General features: G+C 73.1%; 14 protein-coding genes. 6 read left to right on the top strand and 8 right to left on the bottom strand.

Translation table 11 applies throughout. The features are described from left to right. Positions 1 to 4 precede the first annotated feature (4 nt). From ACVW19_RS08165 to rsmH, 4 genes are all read right to left on the bottom strand, one after another. Positions 5 to 1582 carry a UDP-N-acetylmuramoyl-L-alanyl-D-glutamate--2,6-diaminopimelate ligase gene (locus tag ACVW19_RS08165; protein ID WP_457457947.1) on the bottom strand — a complete coding sequence of 526 codons (1578 nt, stop codon included), beginning with the start codon at positions 1580 to 1582 and terminating at the stop codon, positions 5 to 7. Between the two features lie 254 nt (positions 1583 to 1836). Then, entirely contained in the window at positions 1837 to 3813 is a 1977-nt protein-coding gene (locus ACVW19_RS08170) for a peptidoglycan D,D-transpeptidase FtsI family protein (protein ID WP_457457948.1), read from the bottom strand. 5 nt (positions 3814 to 3818) lie between these two features. After that, positions 3819 to 4322, bottom strand: coding sequence for a septum formation initiator family protein (locus ACVW19_RS08175; protein WP_457457950.1), 504 nt, complete (start codon positions 4320 to 4322; stop codon positions 3819 to 3821). 102 nt (positions 4323 to 4424) lie between these two features. Beyond that, on the bottom strand, positions 4425 to 5408 hold the full coding sequence (gene rsmH / locus ACVW19_RS08180) for a 16S rRNA (cytosine(1402)-N(4))-methyltransferase RsmH (RefSeq protein ID WP_457457952.1): 984 nt from the start codon (positions 5406 to 5408) through the stop codon (positions 4425 to 4427). A gap of 435 nt (positions 5409 to 5843) precedes the next feature. Between rsmH and ACVW19_RS08185 the strand changes: the two genes are divergently transcribed. From ACVW19_RS08185 to ACVW19_RS08200, 4 genes are all read left to right on the top strand, one after another. After that, complete coding sequence (locus ACVW19_RS08185) at positions 5844 to 6392, top strand: beta-class carbonic anhydrase (protein WP_457457954.1); 549 nt, start codon at positions 5844 to 5846, stop codon at positions 6390 to 6392. Between the two features lie 254 nt (positions 6393 to 6646). Next, positions 6647 to 7720, top strand: a complete 1074-nt coding sequence (locus ACVW19_RS08190; protein WP_457457956.1) for an AAA family ATPase — start codon at positions 6647 to 6649, stop codon at positions 7718 to 7720. Further along, positions 7720 to 9084 (top strand): DUF58 domain-containing protein, encoded by a 1365-nt coding sequence (locus tag ACVW19_RS08195; protein WP_457457958.1) that lies wholly within the window; start codon positions 7720 to 7722, stop codon positions 9082 to 9084. Before ACVW19_RS08190 ends, ACVW19_RS08195 begins: the two co-directional genes overlap by 1 nt. Then, positions 9081 to 11459: a transglutaminase TgpA family protein gene (locus tag ACVW19_RS08200; RefSeq protein WP_457457960.1), complete on the top strand. Its 2379-nt coding sequence runs from the start codon at positions 9081 to 9083 to the stop codon at positions 11457 to 11459. The genes ACVW19_RS08195 and ACVW19_RS08200 overlap by 4 nt, the downstream gene beginning before the upstream one ends. Positions 11460 to 11669: 210 nt before the next feature. Here ACVW19_RS08200 and ACVW19_RS08205 read toward each other — a convergent pair whose 3' ends face one another. The 3 genes from ACVW19_RS08205 to ACVW19_RS08215 all read right to left on the bottom strand — a co-directional run bounded on the left by ACVW19_RS08205 (position 11670) and on the right by ACVW19_RS08215 (position 13945). Beyond that, positions 11670 to 12083 carry a DUF3040 domain-containing protein gene (locus tag ACVW19_RS08205; RefSeq protein ID WP_202279651.1) on the bottom strand — a complete coding sequence of 138 codons (414 nt, stop codon included), beginning with the start codon at positions 12081 to 12083 and terminating at the stop codon, positions 11670 to 11672. Between the two features lie 293 nt (positions 12084 to 12376). Continuing rightward, positions 12377 to 13147 (bottom strand): methyltransferase, encoded by a 771-nt coding sequence (locus ACVW19_RS08210; RefSeq protein ID WP_457457962.1) that lies wholly within the window; start codon positions 13145 to 13147, stop codon positions 12377 to 12379. 195 nt (positions 13148 to 13342) lie between these two features. Continuing rightward, complete coding sequence (locus ACVW19_RS08215; protein ID WP_457457964.1) at positions 13343 to 13945, bottom strand: SAV_6107 family HEPN domain-containing protein; 603 nt, start codon at positions 13943 to 13945, stop codon at positions 13343 to 13345. Positions 13946 to 14147: 202 nt separating this feature from the next. On the opposite strand from ACVW19_RS08215, the gene ACVW19_RS08220 reads away from it, so the two are divergent. Both ACVW19_RS08220 and ACVW19_RS08225 read left to right on the top strand, forming a co-directional pair. Then, a complete protein-coding gene (locus tag ACVW19_RS08220; protein WP_457457966.1) occupies positions 14148 to 14777 on the top strand; it encodes a TetR/AcrR family transcriptional regulator in 630 nt (209 codons plus the stop codon). A gap of 464 nt (positions 14778 to 15241) precedes the next feature. Next, positions 15242 to 16762, top strand: coding sequence for a phytoene desaturase family protein (locus tag ACVW19_RS08225; protein ID WP_457457968.1), 1521 nt, complete (start codon positions 15242 to 15244; stop codon positions 16760 to 16762). Between the two features lie 30 nt (positions 16763 to 16792). Here ACVW19_RS08225 and ACVW19_RS08230 read toward each other — a convergent pair whose 3' ends face one another. Continuing rightward, the gene (locus ACVW19_RS08230; RefSeq protein WP_457457970.1) at positions 16793 to 17824 is read right to left on the bottom strand and encodes an SCO2102 family sporulation regulator; all 1032 of its coding nucleotides are present in this window, start codon (positions 17822 to 17824) and stop codon (positions 16793 to 16795) included.

A 17824-nucleotide genomic window follows, 5' to 3' on the forward strand; every position in this document is an offset into this window, starting at 1 on the left:
AAGTTCATCCCTGGGTCTGCTGGATAGCTTCGCGAAGCACCTGGCGGTCGTCGAAGGGACGCACCACCCCGGCGATGTCCTGCCCCTGCTCGTGGCCCTTGCCCGCGACCAGCACGGCGTCGCCGGGCTGCGCGCGGGCTACGGCGGCGGCGATCGCCGCGGCCCGGTCCTCGAAGACCTGCACCTCGCCGCGCTCGTGGGCGGGCACGGAGGCCGCGCCCTGGAGCATGGCGGCGAGAATGGCGAGGGGGTCCTCGGAGCGGGGGTTGTCGGAGGTCAGTACGGCGGTGTCGGCGAGCCGGGCCGCCGCGGCGCCCATCGGCTCGCGCTTGGTCACGTCCCGGTCGCCGCCGCAGCCGAGCACCACGTGCACCTTGCCCTCGGTGACCCTGCGCAGGGCGCGCAGCACCGACTCGACGGCGTCGGTCTTGTGGGCGTAGTCGACCACCGCGAGGTACGGCTGGCCCTCGTCCACCCGCTCCAGCCGGCCGGGCACGCCGGGGACGGCGGCGACACCGTCGGCGGCGGCCTGCGGGTCGAGTCCGGCGGCGGCCAGGGCGACGATCGCGGCGAGGGTGTTGGCCACGTTGAACGGGCCCGGCAGCGGCGACCGGGCGGTGATCCGCTCGGCCCTGGGCCCGATCACGGTGAACGTCGAGTCGGTCGGGCCGACCTCGACGTCCTCGGCGCGCCAGTCGGCGTCGGGGTGCCCCTCCGCGGAGTAGGTGATGACGGGGACGCCGGCCTCCTTGGTGAGGCGGCGGCCGTACTCGTCGTCGGCGTTGACCACGGCGAGCCGGCTGCGCCGGGGGGTGAAGAGCTGCGCCTTGGCCGCGAAGTAGTCCTCCATGTCGGAGTGGAACTCCATGTGTTCCGGACTGAGGTTGGTGAAGACGGCGATGTCGAAGACACAGGCGTCCACCCGGCCCAGCACCAGGGCATGGCTGGAGACCTCCATGGCGACCGCGTCGACCCCGCGTTCGCGCATGACGGCGAACAGGGCCTGGAGGTCGGTGGCTTCCGGCGTGGTGCGTTCGGACTTGATGCGCTCGTCACCCACGCGCATCTCGACGGTGCCGATCAGCCCTACCCGTCGCCCGCCACCACCCTCGACCGACGGCGCTTCGCGCCGGCCCCCCTCGTCCGTGCTGTGGACGGCCCTGAGGCCCCCCTCGACGAGATAGGCGGTGGTGGTCTTGCCTGAGGTGCCGGTGATGCCGATCTGGAGCAGATCGCGGCCAGGGTGGCCGTAGATCGTGGCCGCCAGTTCGCCCATCTCCCCGCGGGGGTCGTCGACCACCAGCGCGGGCAGTCCGGCCGCGGCGACGCGTTCGGCACCGCTCGGGTCGGTGAGCACGGCGACCGCGCCGAGGCCCGCGGCCTGGGTGACGAAGTCGGCGCCGTGCGCGCGGGCGCCGGGGAGGGCGGCGTACAGGTCGCCGGGACGTACGGCGCGCGAGTCATGGGTGATGCCCGTGACGTCGGCGGTCCGGGACGGTGCGGTGACACCCAGTTGACCGGCGAGTTCCGCGAGGGGGGTGGCGGAGACCCGCGCCGGCCGGGGCGGCCCGGGGAATGTCACGGGTTGACCCTTCTGAGTGGTTTGCGACTGATCAGCGTGTGGCACGGCGGTGAGCGTACCGGGCGCACCCGCCGCGGAGCCAAAGCGGGGCTCGCCCGCGGCCCCGTCCGGCGGGGGTGACGGGGGGAGCGGCGTGGACGAGGGGTCCGGTACACGGCGGGGGGCGTCCCGGTTCCCGGGATCGGGGGTGATCGTTGTCACGGGCTGTTCCTGGGTGGTTCCGTGCCGGCCGGACGCGAGGGGTTCGCGGCCGGTCAGCGTTTGAAGGTGACCGGGAGGTTGGCCGGTTCGGCACCGGTCGGCGGCACCTGGAGGGTCTTGAGGGCGAACTCCATGACCTTCTTGTAGACGGGTCCGCAGATCTGGCCACCGAAGTAACTGCCCTCGGTGGCGTTCTGGATGGCGCAGTAGACGGTGATCCGGGGCTTGTCCGCGGGTGCGAACCCGGCGAAGGAGGAGGTGTAGCCGTGGTACTTGCCGGTGGCCGGATCCACGCGGTTGGCCGTACCCGTCTTCCCCGCGACCCGGTAGCCGGGGATGCGCGCCTTGGTTCCGGTGCCCTCCTCGTCGTCCACGACCGACTCCAGCATCCGGGCGAGGGTCTTCGCCGTCTTCTCGCTGACCACCCGTGACTTCTCGGGCTCCGGGGCGGGGGTGAAGCGTCCCTCGGGTCCCTTGGTGCCGCGTACGAGCGTGGGTTCGATGCGTACGCCGCCGTTGGCGATGGTCGAGTAGACGGACGCGGCCTGCATGGCGTTGACGGACACTCCCTGGCCGAAAGGAATCGTGTACTGCTGCGAGGTCGACCAGGCGTCGGGCGGGGCGAGGATGCCCTTGGTCTCGCCGGGGAAGCCGAGTCCGGTGTGGCTGCCGAGGCCGAACTTGCGCAGGTAGTCGTAGAGGACCTTGTTGGCCTGGGCCTGGGTCTTGCCGAGCTGGCCGGTGGCCAGGATGGTGCCGATGTTGCTGGACTTGGCGAGCACCCCGTTGAGCGTCAGGTACCAGGTCGGGTGGTCTACGTCGTCCTTGAACAGCCGGTCGCCGCGGTGCAGCCGGTTGGGCACGACGACGTGCGTCTGCGGGGTGGCCGCCTCCTCCTCCAGTACGGCCGCCATCGACATGACCTTGGCGGTGGAGCCGGGCTCGAAGGCGTCCTGGAGGGCCGCGTTGCCGAGCGCCGCCGGATCGGCCTCGGAGAGGTCGCCCGGATCGAACCCGGGCGCGTTGGCCATGGCGAGGACCTCACCGGTGCGGGTGTCCTGGACGATGACGTAGCCGCGGTCGGCCGCGGACTTCTCGACCTGCTCGCTGATGGCGTTCTGCGCGGCCCACTGGATGTCGCGGTCGACGGTGAGCTCGACGTCGCTACCGGGCACGGCCGGTGTCTCGCTGGACCCCGCGGTCGGCACCAGACGGCCACCGGACTGGACGAAGCGGATGCTGCCGTCCTCACCGGCGAGCCGCTTGTTCAGCTGGAGTTCGATGCCGCCGCCGCCCTTGCCCTCGGCGTTGACCCAGCCCAGTATCCCGGCGGCGAGTTCGTTGTTCGGATAGACCCGCTTGCTGGTGGGCACGGACAGGACGCCCGCGAGGACGTTGGCGGAGGACGTGTCGGTCTCCGCCTTCTTCGCCAGCGCGGCCTTCAGATCCTTGATCTGCTTCCAGACCTGCGGGGTCTGGCGGCTCGCGAGTTTGACGTAGCGCAGGGCCTTGTTGTCCGGCCGCAGCTTCTCGACCAGCTTGTCCTGGTCCTGGCCGAGGATCGGGGCGAGGAGGGCGGCGGCCTGTTCGGGGCCGTCGGCGATCTCCAGCTGGTCGGGGGCGAACATCGTGGGGTCGGCGGTGATGTCGTAGGCGTCCTCGCTGGTCGCCAGGGCGACGCCGTTGCGGTCGGTGATCTCGCCGCGCTCGGCGTCCAGCACCTGGCCGACCTGGAGGTTCTGTCCGGCCTTCGCCGCATAGGTGTCGGCCTCGACGGCCTGCACCTGGAGCAGGCGTACGACGAAGACGCTCATGATGAGGGTCAGGGCCAGGCCGACCAGGCGCAGGCGGGGGCGCGGGCTGCCCAGCCGGAGGGCCTTCGGGGCCGCCGGGCGGGGCGGGGCGGGGCGGCGGGCCGGGCGGTGTCCGGGTCCGGGGCGCTGCCGGGCTCTCGGGCGGGCGGGCCCGGGCACGCGGCGGCGCGGCGGTTGCCTGGCGGTGTTTCCGGTGTTTCCGGTGTTGTCGGCCACTTCCGTCACCTGCCGGGAGTCGACGCGGGCGTGGGCGTGACCGCGGGGGTCGGGGGAACGGCTGCGATGCTCGGTACCGCGTAGGGGGGCGGGGCCGTCGCGGTGGCCAGTGCCTCGGGGGGGATCACCAGGGGGGCGCGGGCGGCGGAGGCCGGGGCGGGGGCGCCCTTGACCTTGCCGTCGGGGCTCAGGAAGGCGGGGTCGCCGCCGGGCACCATGCCGAGTTCGCGTGCGCGGCGCTGCAGGGCGTCGGGGGCGGAGTAGGTGTCGATGTCCCGTTGCAGGGCCTGTTCCTCGTCGGTGAGGCTCTTCGTCTCCCGCTTGAGGTCGTCGAGTTCGAACGCGCCCTCGCTGAGGGCCGAGTTCAGCACCAGGAGCCCGATCAGGCCACCGCCCAGGAGGAGGACGACGAGCAGCACGAAGGGGGTGCGGGCCGCCTGGGCCCGTCCCGTGGGGAGGAGCCTCGCGAGACGGGCCGCCCTCCCCTTCAGTTCGGGTTTCCTGCTCACTCGCGCTCCCTTGGGTTCGCCTGCCTTCCGCACCCGCATGCCCTGCGCGGCGCCGGGCTCACGTGTCGTGACCGCCTCACGCGCCCCTCCGCCTCACACGTCTCATTCAAGGTGCTCCCTGATCCGCTGGGCCCCCCGCAGTCGTGCGGGTGCGGCCCGCCGGTTCTCGGCGATCTCCTCCTCGGTGGGAAGTTCGGCACCACGTGTGAGCAGCTTGAGCCGGGGCTGGTAGCGCTCGGGGACGACGGGCAGCCCGGCGGGCGCGGTGGTGGCGGCGCCCGCCGCGAACACCTGTTTGACCAGCCGGTCCTCCAGGGAGTGGTACGACAGCACGGCGATCCGGCCACCGACGTCGAGCGCCTTCACCGCGGCCGGGACGGCCCGCTCCAGTACGGAGAGTTCGCCGTTGACCTCGATGCGCAGGGCCTGGAAGGTACGCTTCGCCGGATTGCCACCGGTGCGTTTGGCGGCCTGCGGAAGCGCGTCCCGGATCAGCTCAACCAGGCGTGCGCTGTTGGTGAACGGCTCCTTCTCCCGCTCGCGCACCACCGCGGCCACGATCCGCTTGGCCTGCTTCTCCTCGCCGTAGGCGCGCAGGATGCGGACGAGTTCACCGGGCGGGTAGGTGTTGAGGACGTCGGCGGCGCTGACGCCGGTCGTCTGGTCCATGCGCATGTCGAGCGGGGCGTCCTGGGCGTAGGCGAAGCCCCGGTCGGCCTCGTCGAGCTGCATGGAGGACACTCCCAGGTCGAACAGGACGCCTTGCACGCGCGCGATGCCGAGCCGGTCGAGCACCTCGGGGAGTTCGTCGTAGACGGCGTGCACCAGGGTGGCGCGCTCGCCGAACGGGGCGAGCCGTTCGCCGGACAGGCGCAGGGCCTCCTTGTCCCGGTCCAGGGCGACCAGCCGCGCCTCGGGGAACCGCGTCAGCAGGGCCTCGCTGTGGCCGCCGAGACCGAGGGTGCAGTCGACGACCACCGCTCCCGGCTGCTCCAGGGCGGGCGCCAGCAGGTCCAGGCACCGCTGGAGCATCACCGGGACGTGCCGACTCTGCCCGCCCGTGTTCGCAAACGCTTCGCGCCCCATTGGATCTGGGCCCTCTCAAGGTCCGGCGCGGCCGTGACGCACCGCCGGGTCCCCGCCCCTCCCCCGGTGTGGACGGGGCGGCCTGCCGGCGCCGGAGGCGTCAGCCGGCCGGGAACGGGAGGAGGCCGAGCCGTACGTACGCGCAGCGCACGCGGGGAGATCTCCGGGACGCTGCCCGGGTCTCCGGGGGAAATCAGTGCAGTGGGGAGGGTGTCGCCTCCCGCTCCGCGTCACTTTAGTCCACGGTTTCGCCCGGTCAATCAACCGGCCTGTGCGGCGCGGCCCTCGGCTCGGCGACACCCCTCGTCGAGGGAAACCACCCGTACGAGGAGGATCACGCCACCCTTGTGGGTCATCTCACTCCAAAGCATGATGACGTTCTTTGTCCTGTCTCACAGCAGGACCGGAGAGCATGTGGCCAGTACCGTCATGGCTATGACGACTTCTGCATCGGTTCCCGCGAGCTCCGGAAGTGCGACGGTCGACCACGGCACGGTCACCGACCGGCTGGTCGATGCCAACGAGCAGTACGCCGGCGCCTTCACCGATCCCGGGATGGACGCCCGCCCCGTTCTGCGCGTCGCCGTGGTGGCCTGCATGGACGCCCGGCTCGACCTGCACGCCGCGCTCGGCCTCGAGCTCGGCGACTGCCACACCGTCCGCAACGCGGGCGGTGTGGTCACCGACGACGTGATCCGGTCGCTGACCATCAGCCAGCGCGCGCTGGGCACCCGCAGCGTGGTGCTCATCCATCACACCAACTGCGGCCTGGAAGCCATCACCGAGGAGTTCCGGCACGAGCTGGAGATGGAGGTCGGTCAGCGTCCGGCCTGGGCCGTGGAGTCCTTCCGCGATGTCGACCAGGACGTACGGCAGTCGATGCAGCGGGTGCGCACCTCACCGTTCCTGCTGTACACCGACGACGTGCGCGGGTTCGTCTTCGACGTGAAGACCGGCCTGCTGCGCGAGATCGACCCCGCCTGACCTGCTGCCCCGCCCCGAGGGTGACCGGTCTCCGGCTCCACAAAGGTCGCACGACATGCCATATCGCCGCCGGTTGTCCACAGGCGAGTGACACGAATCGGTAACGGCGGCAAGAATGCGGGAGTGGTGCCGCGCGGAACTTTCCCGCGCGGTGTCCGTGATTCGGGGTGAGCCGGGCCGCACAGCAAGGTGCCGGCCCGGACATTTGGGGCCCTTGTTCCTTGGGAGCGAGGGGAAAGGCCGAGGAGGGCCGGGTGCCGACCTATGACGATCGAGCGAGCCTTGGGGGTTCCCCCACGCGAGCGCAGCCCAGCGTGGGGGATGACCTGACCGCCGTGGTCGAGCGGGTGCGGGATTCGGTGGAGAGCGTGATCGAGGGCAAGCCCGAGGTCGTACGGCTCTCGCTGACCGTGCTGCTCGCCGAGGGACATCTGCTCATCGAGGACGTTCCGGGAGTCGGCAAGACGATGCTGGCCAAGGCGCTGGCGCGGTCCATCGACTGCTCGGTGCGGCGCATCCAGTTCACACCGGACCTGCTGCCGTCGGACATCACCGGTGTGTCCATCTGGGACCAGCAGCGTCAGGACTTCGAGTTCAAGCCGGGTGCCATCTTCGCGCAGGTGGTGATCGGTGACGAGATCAACCGCGCGTCGCCGAAGACGCAGTCCGCGCTCCTGGAGTCGATGGAGGAGCGCCAGGTCACCATCGACGGCAGGACCTACGAGCTGCCCAGCCCCTTCATGGTGGTGGCGACGCAGAACCCGGTCGAGATGGAGGGCACCTATCCGCTGCCGGAGGCCCAGCGCGACCGGTTCATGGCCCGGGTCTCGGTCGGCTATCCGAGCGCGGAGGCCGAGCTGCAGATGCTGGACGTGCACGGTGGGGTCTCCCCGTTGGAGGACCTCCAGCCGGTGGCCCACGCGCACGAGATCCTGAAGCTGATCGAGACGGTGCGCGCCGTCCATGTCGCCGAGCCGATACGCCGGTACGTGGTGGAGCTGGTCGCCGCCACCCGCACGCACCCCGACCTCAGACTCGGTGCCTCGCCGCGCGCGACGCTGCACCTGCTGCGCGCGGCGAAGGCGTCCGCGGCGCTGAGCGGCCGGGATTACGCGCTGCCGGACGACGTGCAGGCGCTCGCCGTGGCCGTGCTGGCCCACCGGCTGCTGCCCACCGCCCAGGCCCAGCTCAACCGCCGCACCGCGGAGCAGGTGGTCCAGGAGATCCTGCAGCGCACCCCGGTACCCGCCGCCGCCCCGCAGCAGGCCGGCATCGGCCTGGGCCGGGGCGGTCTGGGGTACGGCCGGCACCAGCTGCGGAGGCTGTGATGACCACCGCGGGATCGGCCCGAGCGGAGGGTGACCGCGGTGACAGGGGCGGCCTGCGCACGGCTCTGGCCGGGTTGACCACCCGCGGGCGCTCCTTCCTGGCCGCCGGTGTGGCCGCCACGGTCTGCGCCTACGTGCTCGGGCAGAGCGATCTGCTGCGGGTCGGGCTGCTGCTGGCGGTGCTTCCGCTGCTGTGCGCGGGCGTGCTCTGCCGCACCCGCTACCGGGTGGCGGGCAGCCGCCGGCTGTCCCCCGCGCGGGTGCCCGCCGGCTCCGAGGCGCGGGTGCATCTGCGGGTGGACAACGTCTCCCGTATGCCCACGGGCCTGCTGATGCTCCAGGACCGGGTGCCCTACGTGCTCGGGCCGCGTCCCCGGTTCGTGCTGGACCGGGTGGAGGCGGGCGGCCGCCGCGAGGTGTCCTACCGGGTCCGCTCCGACCTGCGCGGCCGCTACCCGCTCGGCCCGTTGCAGCTGCGCCTGTCCGACCCGTTCGGGATGTGCGAGCTGACCCGGTCCTTCTCGACGTACGACACGCTGACGGTGATCCCGCGCGTGGAGCCGCTGCCGCCGGTGCGGCTGAGCGGTGAGGCGAAGGGGTACGGCGACGGACGGCAGCGTTCGCTGGCGCTGGCCGGCGAGGACGACGTGATCCCTCGCGGCTACCGCTACGGCGACGATCTGCGCCGGGTGCACTGGCGTTCCACCGCGCGCTACGGCGAGTTGATGGTGCGCCGCGAGGAGCAGCCGCAGCGGGCCCGCTGCACGGTGCTGCTGGACACCCGCGCCGTCGCCTACGACGGCGCGGGGCCCGACTCGGCGTTCGAGTGGGCGGTGTCGGGTGCGGCCTCCGTCCTGGTGCACATGCTGGAGCGGGGCTTCTCGGTGCGGCTGCTGACCGACACCGGCAACTCGGTGCCGGGCGAGGGCTCCGACGGGTTCGCGGGCGCGAGCCAGGAGTCGGCGGACGCGGCCGGGCTGATGATGGACACCCTCGCCGTGGTCGACCACTCCGACGGGGCGGGCCTGTCCCGGGCGTACGACATGGTCCGCGGGGGGAACGAGGGGCTGCTGGTGGCCTTTCTCGGCGATCTCGACGAGGAGCAGGCGGCGGTGCTCGCCCGGATGCGGCAGCGCAGCGGGGGCGCCGTCGCCTTCGTGCTGGACAGCGGGACCTGGCTGCGGGAACCGTCGAACGTGTCCGGCCCGTTGGACGGGGGCGGGCAGCGGCTGCGGATGCTGCGCGAAGCGGGCTGGACGGCCGTGAGCGTGCCGCGGGGCGCCTCCCTGGAGGAGCAGTGGCGGCTGGCCGACCGGGAGCGGTTCGGTCTGGTGGCGGCGCGCGGTGGGGAGGGAGCAGGGTGAGCGGACGACTACGGCTGACGCTGGCCTCGTGGGCGGCCACGCTGCTGGCCGCGTGCGCGCTGCTGCCCCTGGTCAAGCCGGCCTCCTGGATCGTGCAGGCGGCCTTTCTCCTGACCGTGCAGTCCGGCGCGGGCGCGCTGGCCCGGCGGGTGCCGCTGGCCCGCCCGCTGACCGTGGCCGTGCAGGCGCTGGTCGCGCTTGTGCTGCTGACGCTGGTGTTCGCGCGTGAGCACGCGTTCGCCGGCCTGGTTCCGGGACCTGACGCCTTCCGCTTCTTCGCCGAGCTGCTCGGACAGGGCGGTACCGACGTCGGCCGTTACGCGATACCGGCGCCGTTGTCCGACGGCATCCGGCTGATGCTGATCGGCGGGGTCCTGGTGATCGGGCTGCTGGTGGACGCCCTCGCGGTGACCTTCCGCAGCGCGGCCCCGGCCGGGCTTCCACTGCTCGCGCTGTACTCGGTGGCCGCTGGGCTGTCCGACGGCGGCAACGACTGGCTGTGGTTCCTGCTGGCGGCGGTCGGCTATCTGACGCTGCTCCTCGCGGAGGGGCGTGACCGGCTCTCCCAGTGGGGGCGGGTCTTCGGCGGGGCGGCTCGGGGTCCGGCCACCGAGTCGACCGGAGCCCTCGCCCCGGTACGCACCGGCCGGCGGATCGGGCTGCTGGCGGTGGGCATCGCCCTGGTGGCGCCGCTCGCCCTGCCCACGATGAACGGCGGCCTGCTGGACCCGGCGGGTTCGGGCGCCGGGTCGGGCTCCGGCGGGGGTGGCACGATCTCCGCGGTGAACCCGCTGGTGTCGCTGCGCGACTCGTTGAACGTGGACGAGGACCGCCAGGTCATGTCCGTGCGCACCGGGATGGAGGACGTCTCGGACCTGTATCTGCGGATCGTCTCCCTGGACGACTTCGACGGCACCACCTGGAAGCCGTCCAAGCGGTCCATCACCACCGTGCCCGACGGCGCCTTCCCGACTCCGGCCGGCCTCGGCCCGGACATCGAGCGTGCGGAGATCGCCACGACGGTCTCGACCGCCGACTGGTACGGGCAGGACTGGCTGCCGATGCCGTACCCGCCGAGCGGCGTGGACATCAGGGGAAACTGGCGCTACGAGCCCGTCGGGATGACGCTGGTCGGCGACCACGGCCAGAACACCCGGGGACTGACGTACAGCGTGCGCAGCCTCGACGTGCGGCCCACGGCGGAGCAGCTGGCCGACGCGTCGGCACCGCCGGCCGCCCTGAAGCGGGACTACACCGAGCTGCCGGACTCGCTGCCCGCGCTGGTGTCCCGGACCGCCCGCCAGGTCACCGAGGGGGCGACGAACGACTACGACCGGGCGGTCGAGCTCCAGGAGTACTTCGCCTCGACCGGCGACTTCGAGTACGACACCGAGGTCGCCGTCGGAAGCGGCTCGCAGGCGATCGCCCGCTTCCTGAGGGACAAGGAGGGCTTCTGCGTCCACTTCTCCTTCGCCATGGCGTCGATGGCCCGGTCGCTGGACATACCCGCCCGGGTCGCGGTGGGCTTCGCGCCCGGCACCCCGCAGGCGGACGGCTCGGTGTCGGTGGGACTGCGGGACGCGCACGCCTGGCCGGAGCTGTACTTCGAGGGCGTGGGCTGGACCCGCTTCGAGCCGACCCCCACCCGTGGTTCGGCGCCCTCCTACACCGTGCCGGACACCTCGGACAGCACGGTGCCCGACCCGGCCCAGCCGTCCGAGGCCGCGTCCTCGGAGCCCTCGGCCGCCCCGTCGTTGCGCGAGGGCTGCACGCTGGAGCAGAGGAGGCTGGACGGTGACTGCGAGAGCGAGGCGCCGTCGGCGGCGCTGCCCACGGACGGCGACGGGCCCCGGTGGTACACGGCGCCGGCATGGGCGCTGGCGGGTCTCACCGTCCTGGTGCTGCCGCTGGCGCCGATGTTGTGGCGGCTGCGGATCCGGGCGGTGCGCCTGGGCGCGCACGGCCGTTCGGAGGCGGACGCGGCCACGCACGTCCTGGCCGTCTGGGACGAGCTGACCGACACCGCGTGGGACTTCGGCATCTCCCCGGACGAGTCACTGACCCCGCGCAAGGCGGCGGCCCGGATCGTCCGGCTCGGCCGGCTCGACCCGGATGCCGCGGCCTCGGCGCACCGGGTGGCGGACGCCGTGGAGCAGGTCCTCTACGCGCCGCGGCCGCGCCCCGCGGTGGGGCCGGCGGACGACGTGCGCCGGGTGACGGCCGGTCTGCGGTCCGTGGCCGGCCGTGGCACGCGGCTGCGCGCGCTGTTCGCCCCGCGCTCCACGGTGCGGGTGGTGTGGACGGCGTCGGCCCGGTGGGCCGGCGTCCGGGAACGCGCCCTCGCGCTGCGGCCGACGTGGCGGCGGCCCACGTAGTGGGAAGCCGCCGCAGGAGCCCTTGCGGCAGCAGGGGTGAAGCGGGAGTGAAGCAGGCGGGGTGGGGCGGGGGCCGAGCGGAGCTGTGAGGCCCCCGCCTCCGGGCCCCGGTGCGGACATGGATCAGGGGGTGGCCACCGGGTCGGTGGCCACCCCCTGATCCATGTCTTCAGATGTCCTGGAGCTGTCTGCGGGAGCCGGGTGCGGGAGCTACTGCCCGCCGCCCTGTTCGTCGCGGCGGCGCTGCCAGCGCTCCTCTATGCGGTTCATCACGGAGCGCCGCTGCCTGCCCTGACGGCCGGACTGCGGCAGACCCGTGGAGCCCTCGGCTCCGGCGGCCTGCTCACCGGGCTTGGGTGCCTTGCGCCAGCCCGTCACGGCGAGAACCGCGCAGCCCAGCATGACGAGGAAGCCCACCACACTGAGCCAGACCTGCTGGGCGACCATTCCGGCCATGAGGAGCGCAATACCTACGAGGAAGCCCGCGATCGCCTGGTAGACCCGCCGACGGGTGTACGTACGCAGGCCACTTCCCTCGAGCGCCGACGCGAACTTGGGATCTTCGGCGTACAGCGCTCGCTCCATTTGCTCGAGCATGCGCTGCTCGTGCTCCGAGAGCGGCACGGCGTCCTCCTCATCGTGCAAGTCGCCGGGGCGACCCGGGGGGTCCCTTCAGGATAGGCGGGGAATCGACCCCGTGAAACCCGCCCCTCTGCGCCAATTGGCCGACCGGAACCCGCCATGCTCGTCCCGGGCCGCTCGAGACTTCTCATTCCCCGATGGCCGAGCCGTCATGCCGGACGGTCTCCCTCGATCATACGGTGCCCCGCCGCCATTCGGGGGGCCTGTGGCGCACTCCATGCACAGGCGGGCCGGCGGACGCGTCGCTGATCAGCGACGCGTCCGCCGGCGATCACTCAGGCCCCGGTGGTCCCCCGCGCCTCACCGAGCACATGGAGTTGGGTGGCCACGGAGTGGAAGGCGTCGAGTTCCGCCGCCGCGGCCTCCAGCTTCAGCAGCGCGTCCAGGGCACCGGGCTCGGTGTCCACGAGCACGCCGGGGACGAGGTCGGCGAAGACCCGCACCCCGTGCACGGCGCCGACCCGCAGTCCCGCGTCCTCGACCAGACCGGTGAGCTGGTCGACGGTGAAGCGGCGCGGTACGGGATCGCCCGTGCCCCATCGGCCGTTCGGGTCATCGAGCGCCTGCCGGGCCTCCTTGAAGTGACCGGCGAGGGCGCGGGCGAGCACGGCGCCGCCGAGGCCGGCGGCGAGCAGGCTGAGAACACCCTCGGGGCGCAGGGCCGCCACCGTGTTGCGCACGCCCTCGGCCGGGTCGTCGACGTACTCCAGGACGCCGTGGCACAGCACCGCGTCGTAGCCGCCGCGCTCGGCCACGTCGAAGAGACCGTGCACGTCGCCCTGGACGCCCCTGACCCGGTCGGCGACCTCCTCCTCGACGGCGCGGCGCTCCAGGGCGAACAGCGCGTTGGGACTGGGGTCGACGACGGTGACCCGGTGGCCGAGACGGGCCAGGGGCACCGCGAAGTTGCCGCTGCCGCCGCCGGTGTCGAGGACGTCCAGCGCCGGCCGGCCGGTCGCCTCGGCCCGGCGTCGCAGGGCGTCCTGAAGGATCTCCCAGACCACGGCGGTACGGAGAGCGGCGCGGGGGCGCAGGGTGTCCGACACGGCAGTTGACTCCTCGGCGCGGCACCGCCTCATCCACGGCGGAGCGATCGGGCTGCCTCCCCGGCCCGGACACAGGTAAGGGCGGCGGAGGCTTCAGGCGCCTTCCACCCTATTGCCTGCGGCACGTTCCCCCGCCACCGCGGGGCGGCACCCCGGGCCGCCCCGCGGTGGCGGGCGCCGGCGCGCCCGCGCGGGTCAGCCGGCGTCGGGCATGTCCCGGTCCGCGCCGCCGCCGGGGTCGTGGCCGTCGGGGTGGGCGGCGCGGGCGGTGCGGTTCGGGCGCTCCGTGTCGGTACGGGGCTGCGGGAGGACCGGCTGGAGGACGAGCATCCGCTCCACCAGGCGCAGGAACATCGCCACGTCCCGTATCAGGTCGTCGGCGTCCCGGTCGCTCGCCGCGTCCCGGATGCCCGCCTCGGCCCGCGCGCGACGCCGGGCGCCCGAAGCGAACAGGGCGCTCCACTCGGTGAGTTCGGGCACGATTTCGGGGAGAACGTCCCAGGCGCTGCGGATCCTGCTCCGGGCCCGGGGCGTGGTCTCGGGCCGCCCCCGCGCGGCGAGCACGGCGGCGGCGGTGCGCAGGGCGGCGAGGTGGGCCGTCGCATAGCGCTCGTTGGGTGGGTCGAGGACGGTGGCCTCGTCGAGTCCGGCACGGGCCTGGGCGAGCAGGTCGAGGGCGGCGGGCGGGGCGGTGGCACGGCGCAGCACGGGGTGGACGTCGTCCGCCGGGCCGGTCAGTGAGGGGGCAGGGCCGGTTGCGCGGCGCCGACGGGCGGCCGCTGCGGAGGAGTGGGCCATGACGAACCTCCTGTCGTCTTCGTGACGGCATCCCCTGCTACCGGGTGCCGTATGCGCTCATCGTGCGGTATGGCACTGACAACCCGTTCCGACCTGAGGTTTTACGGGGTTCTGCTTCGATCGACAGTTCGAGCCCGGACCGGCCGCCCCCTGGGCCGAGCCTGTGGAGGGGCGGGGCGGCGGTCCTGTGACAATCAGGGCCATGGAACGCAGCAGCACCACGTCGGGCGGCAGCACCCGCCGCGAGGTCACCCGGCAGAAGCTCTACGAGGCGGCCGTCACCCTCATCGCCGAACAGGGTTTCTCCGCCACCACGGTGGACGAGATCGCCGAGCGGGCAGGGGTCGCGAAGGGCACGGTCTACTACAACTTCGCGAGCAAGTCGGTCCTCTTCGAGGAGCTGCTGCGGCACGGGGTCGGGATCCTCGCCGCCTCGCTGCGGGAGGCGGCCGACCGGACGGCCCTCCAGGGCGGCGGGAGGGGCGACGCCCTGGACGCGATGATCCGCGCGGGGCTCGTCTTCATCGACCGTTACCCGGCCTTCACCCAGTTGTACGTGGCCGAACTGTGGCGCACCAACCGGGCCTGGCAGTCCACGCTGCTGGTGGTCCGGCAGCAGGCCGTGGCGGTCGTCGAGGACGTGCTGCGCGAGGGCGTGGAGAGCGGCGAGTTCAGCGCGCAGACCGACGTTCCGCTCACGGCCGCGGCGCTGGTCGGCATGGTGCTGGTGGCCGCCCTGGACTGGCAGGCCTTCCAGCCGGGGCGCTCCCTGGACGAGGTGCACGCGGCGCTGTCCCGGCTGCTGCCGGGACGTGTGGGCGGCCGCCCCTGAGCCTACCGGTCGGGCGGTGCCACCCGGTCGTGCGCCCCGGCGCGCACGAAAGCGCCGGTCCGGCGGTGGCTGCGTCCCCCGCGAGCCACTGCCGGACCGGCACCTTCCTGCTCCCCCGTGGTTCCCCCTGTACGTCCCCCCGCAGGGCCCCCGTTGCGGTCGTCCCCCGGTACCCCCCGTGCCTCGCTCCCGCCGACGACGCCGGCGGAAGGAGCGGATCGCGGGCCGGTCCGTTTCCGGCGCCCCGTGTCGCCGGTTCCGGAGCCGTGCCCCTCTCCGTGCTCTCCACTTTCTCGTTTCCGCAGGTCGTGGCCCATCCGCGCGCGTACTCATCTCGGGAACTAGGTACGGATACTCAGTCCTGCGCACCCGCCCCCACGACGCCGTGTCGCCGGCTGGTCACCGGAGCGGGGGCGCCGGTACTCGGGGCCGGGGTGTCAGCAGGGGCGGATAAAGTCCCTGGCATGGCACGGATTGCGGTGATCGGCGCCGGGATGGGCGCGATGGCGGCCGCTGCCCGGCTGGCCGTCGCGGGCCACCGGGTGGCGGTGTACGAGCGGACGGACACGTACGGCGGCGCGCTGCGCCGGCTGGAGCGGGACGGCTTCGCGTTCGACACCGGCCCCGGACTGCTCCCGCTGCCCGCGGTCTACCGCGACCTGTTCGTCAAGACCGGCAAGGAGCCGTTGGACGCCTGCGTCGACCTGGTCCAGGTGGACCCGTCGTCCCACCATGTGTTCGCGGACGGTACGCGTGTCTCGCTGCCGAACGCGTCCCGCGCGGGTGTCGTCTCCGCCCTGCAGGAGGCCCTCGGTCCCGCTGCCGGACAGCGCTGGGGCGACTTCCTGGTGCGCGCCCGCGAGGCCTGGGACAGGACCCGCCGACCGCTCCTGGAGGAGCCGCTGTGGCCCAACTGGCGGGTGCTCGCCGACCGCGAGCCCTACCCGGCCGTCCCCCACAAGAAGCTGCTGCGCACGCGCACCGCGGGCACGCTCGCCGAGATCGGTGCCTGGGAGCTGCGCGATCCCCGGCTGGTCTCCCTGCTGGGGAGTTACGCGCTCGAGCACGGCCTCGACCCCCGGTCCACGCCGGCGAGCGCGGCGGTGCTGCCGTACATGGAACACGCCTTCGGCACCTGGTACGTCCGCGGCGGCATGCGGGAACTGGCCCGCGCGGTGTACGAGCGGTGTGTGGCCCGCAGGGTGAAGTTCCACTTCGGCTCCGAGGTCACCGGCGTGCTGGAGAAGGACGGCCGGGTGGCGGGCGTGGAGTTCGCCGGGGGCCGCTCCCCGGCCTCCGGGGGCAAAACGGTGGCCGAGGCGGACCACGTGGTCGCCGGGGTGACGCCCGCGGTGCTGGACCGGCTGACCCGGGGGAGCCGGGTACGGGGTGACGGCGAGGTTCCGGGCAGGACCGGGGCGGCGAGCCGTCTGACGGTGCTGCTGGCGCTGCGCGGGGGGCGTCCGGAGGGGACACCGCACCGGACGGTCGTGCACGCGGAGGACCCGGAGGCCGAGCTGGAGTCCCTGACCGGCTCCCCCGCGAGCCTGCCCGCGCACCCCACGGTCACGGTCCTGCGGCCCGACGACCCGGCGCTGGTCCCCGACGGCGCCCATGAAGCGGTCACCCTCACCTCGGTGGTGCCCCCGGGCGCCGGGCCGGGCCTGGACGGGCACGCGCAGCGCATGATCACCGCCGCCGAGCGGGCGGTACCCGGCCTGCGCGACCGGCTGATCCGGCACGAGGTGCGCACTCCGGCCGACATCGCGGAGGCGACGGGCGCGGAGGGCGGAGCCGTGCCCGTACCGGCGCTCGCCGCGGCGGACGGACGGCTGCTCCACCCGTCCAACGGCACGCGCGTACCCGGGCTGTTCACGGTCGGCGGCTGGTCGCATCCCGGCGGAGGGCTGCCGCACGCCGGGATGTCGGGCGCGTTGGTCGCCGGCCTGATCGTGGAGGGCCCGGAGTTCCGCGGCTCCCAGTGAACGACGGGGACGCTTTCGGATCCTGGCTGATCAGTAACGGTACTGCTGTTCGTCGTACCCGTTGCCGTTCCCGGGCGCCTGGCCCGTCTGGCCGTCGCCCTGGTACGGGTACGGCTGCTCCTGCGGGAGTTCACCGCCGTACAGGTCGTCGGCGTTGCGCTGCTGCGGAACCCACAGGCCGCCGGCCGGAGTCTCGCCGCCGTAGGTGCCGCCGTCGTAGGTGCCACCGCCGTACTGGTCCTGGCCGTAGTCCTGTTGGCCGTACTGCTGCGGGTCGGCGTAACCGGTGCCGTACGAGGCGTCGCCATAGCTCGAGTTGCCGATGTACGGGTCGGAGTAGGCGGCGTACTGCTGCTGTTGGCCCGTGCTGTCGTAGGCGGCCTGCTGCTGGCCGTAACCGGAGTAGTCGTAGGCGTAGTTCTGGTCGGTGGCATAGCCCTGGTCGGGGCTCTGGGCGGTCGCCGCGTACTGGTCCTGGGCCGGGGTGCCGTACCCGTTGTCGCCGTTGTCGCCGTAGACGCCGTACGAGCCGGTGTCGTCGGGCATGGGCTGCGGCTCGTAGACGGCGGTGGTCTCGGCGGCCGTCGGCTGCTCGGTGCGCGCCGGCGTGAACACGTCGTCGCGGTCGTAGTCGTCCGCGGCGTAGGAGTTCCGGTCGGTGCGGTAGGCGGCGGCCTCGTCGCCGTAGCCGTCCCCGCCGCCATAGCCGTCCCCGTGGCCGTCGCCGGTGGCCTCCAGGCCGGAGACCTCCAGGGTCGGTTCCTGCCGCCCGCGGTCACCCCGGCCGCCCTTGACGGCGGCCAGCGCAGGGGCGTTGACCGCCCAGCCGGCCGCGAAGCCGCGGCGGAACGACAGGGTGACGTAGGTCTGGCCGATCGCGAAGGCCGCGGCACCCAGTCCGATGACGAGGACGGCCTGGATCAGCACACCGAGCACGACGCCCAGGAAGCCGGCGAAGGCGAGCAGCCGCCAGCGCAAGCGTGCCTTGTACTGCAGCAACACCTCGCCGAGCAGCCACAACGCGACCACGCCGAACGCGATGTAGAGGACCGTCCAGCCCAT

Source organism: Streptomyces sp. TE5632 (assembly GCF_054061295.1).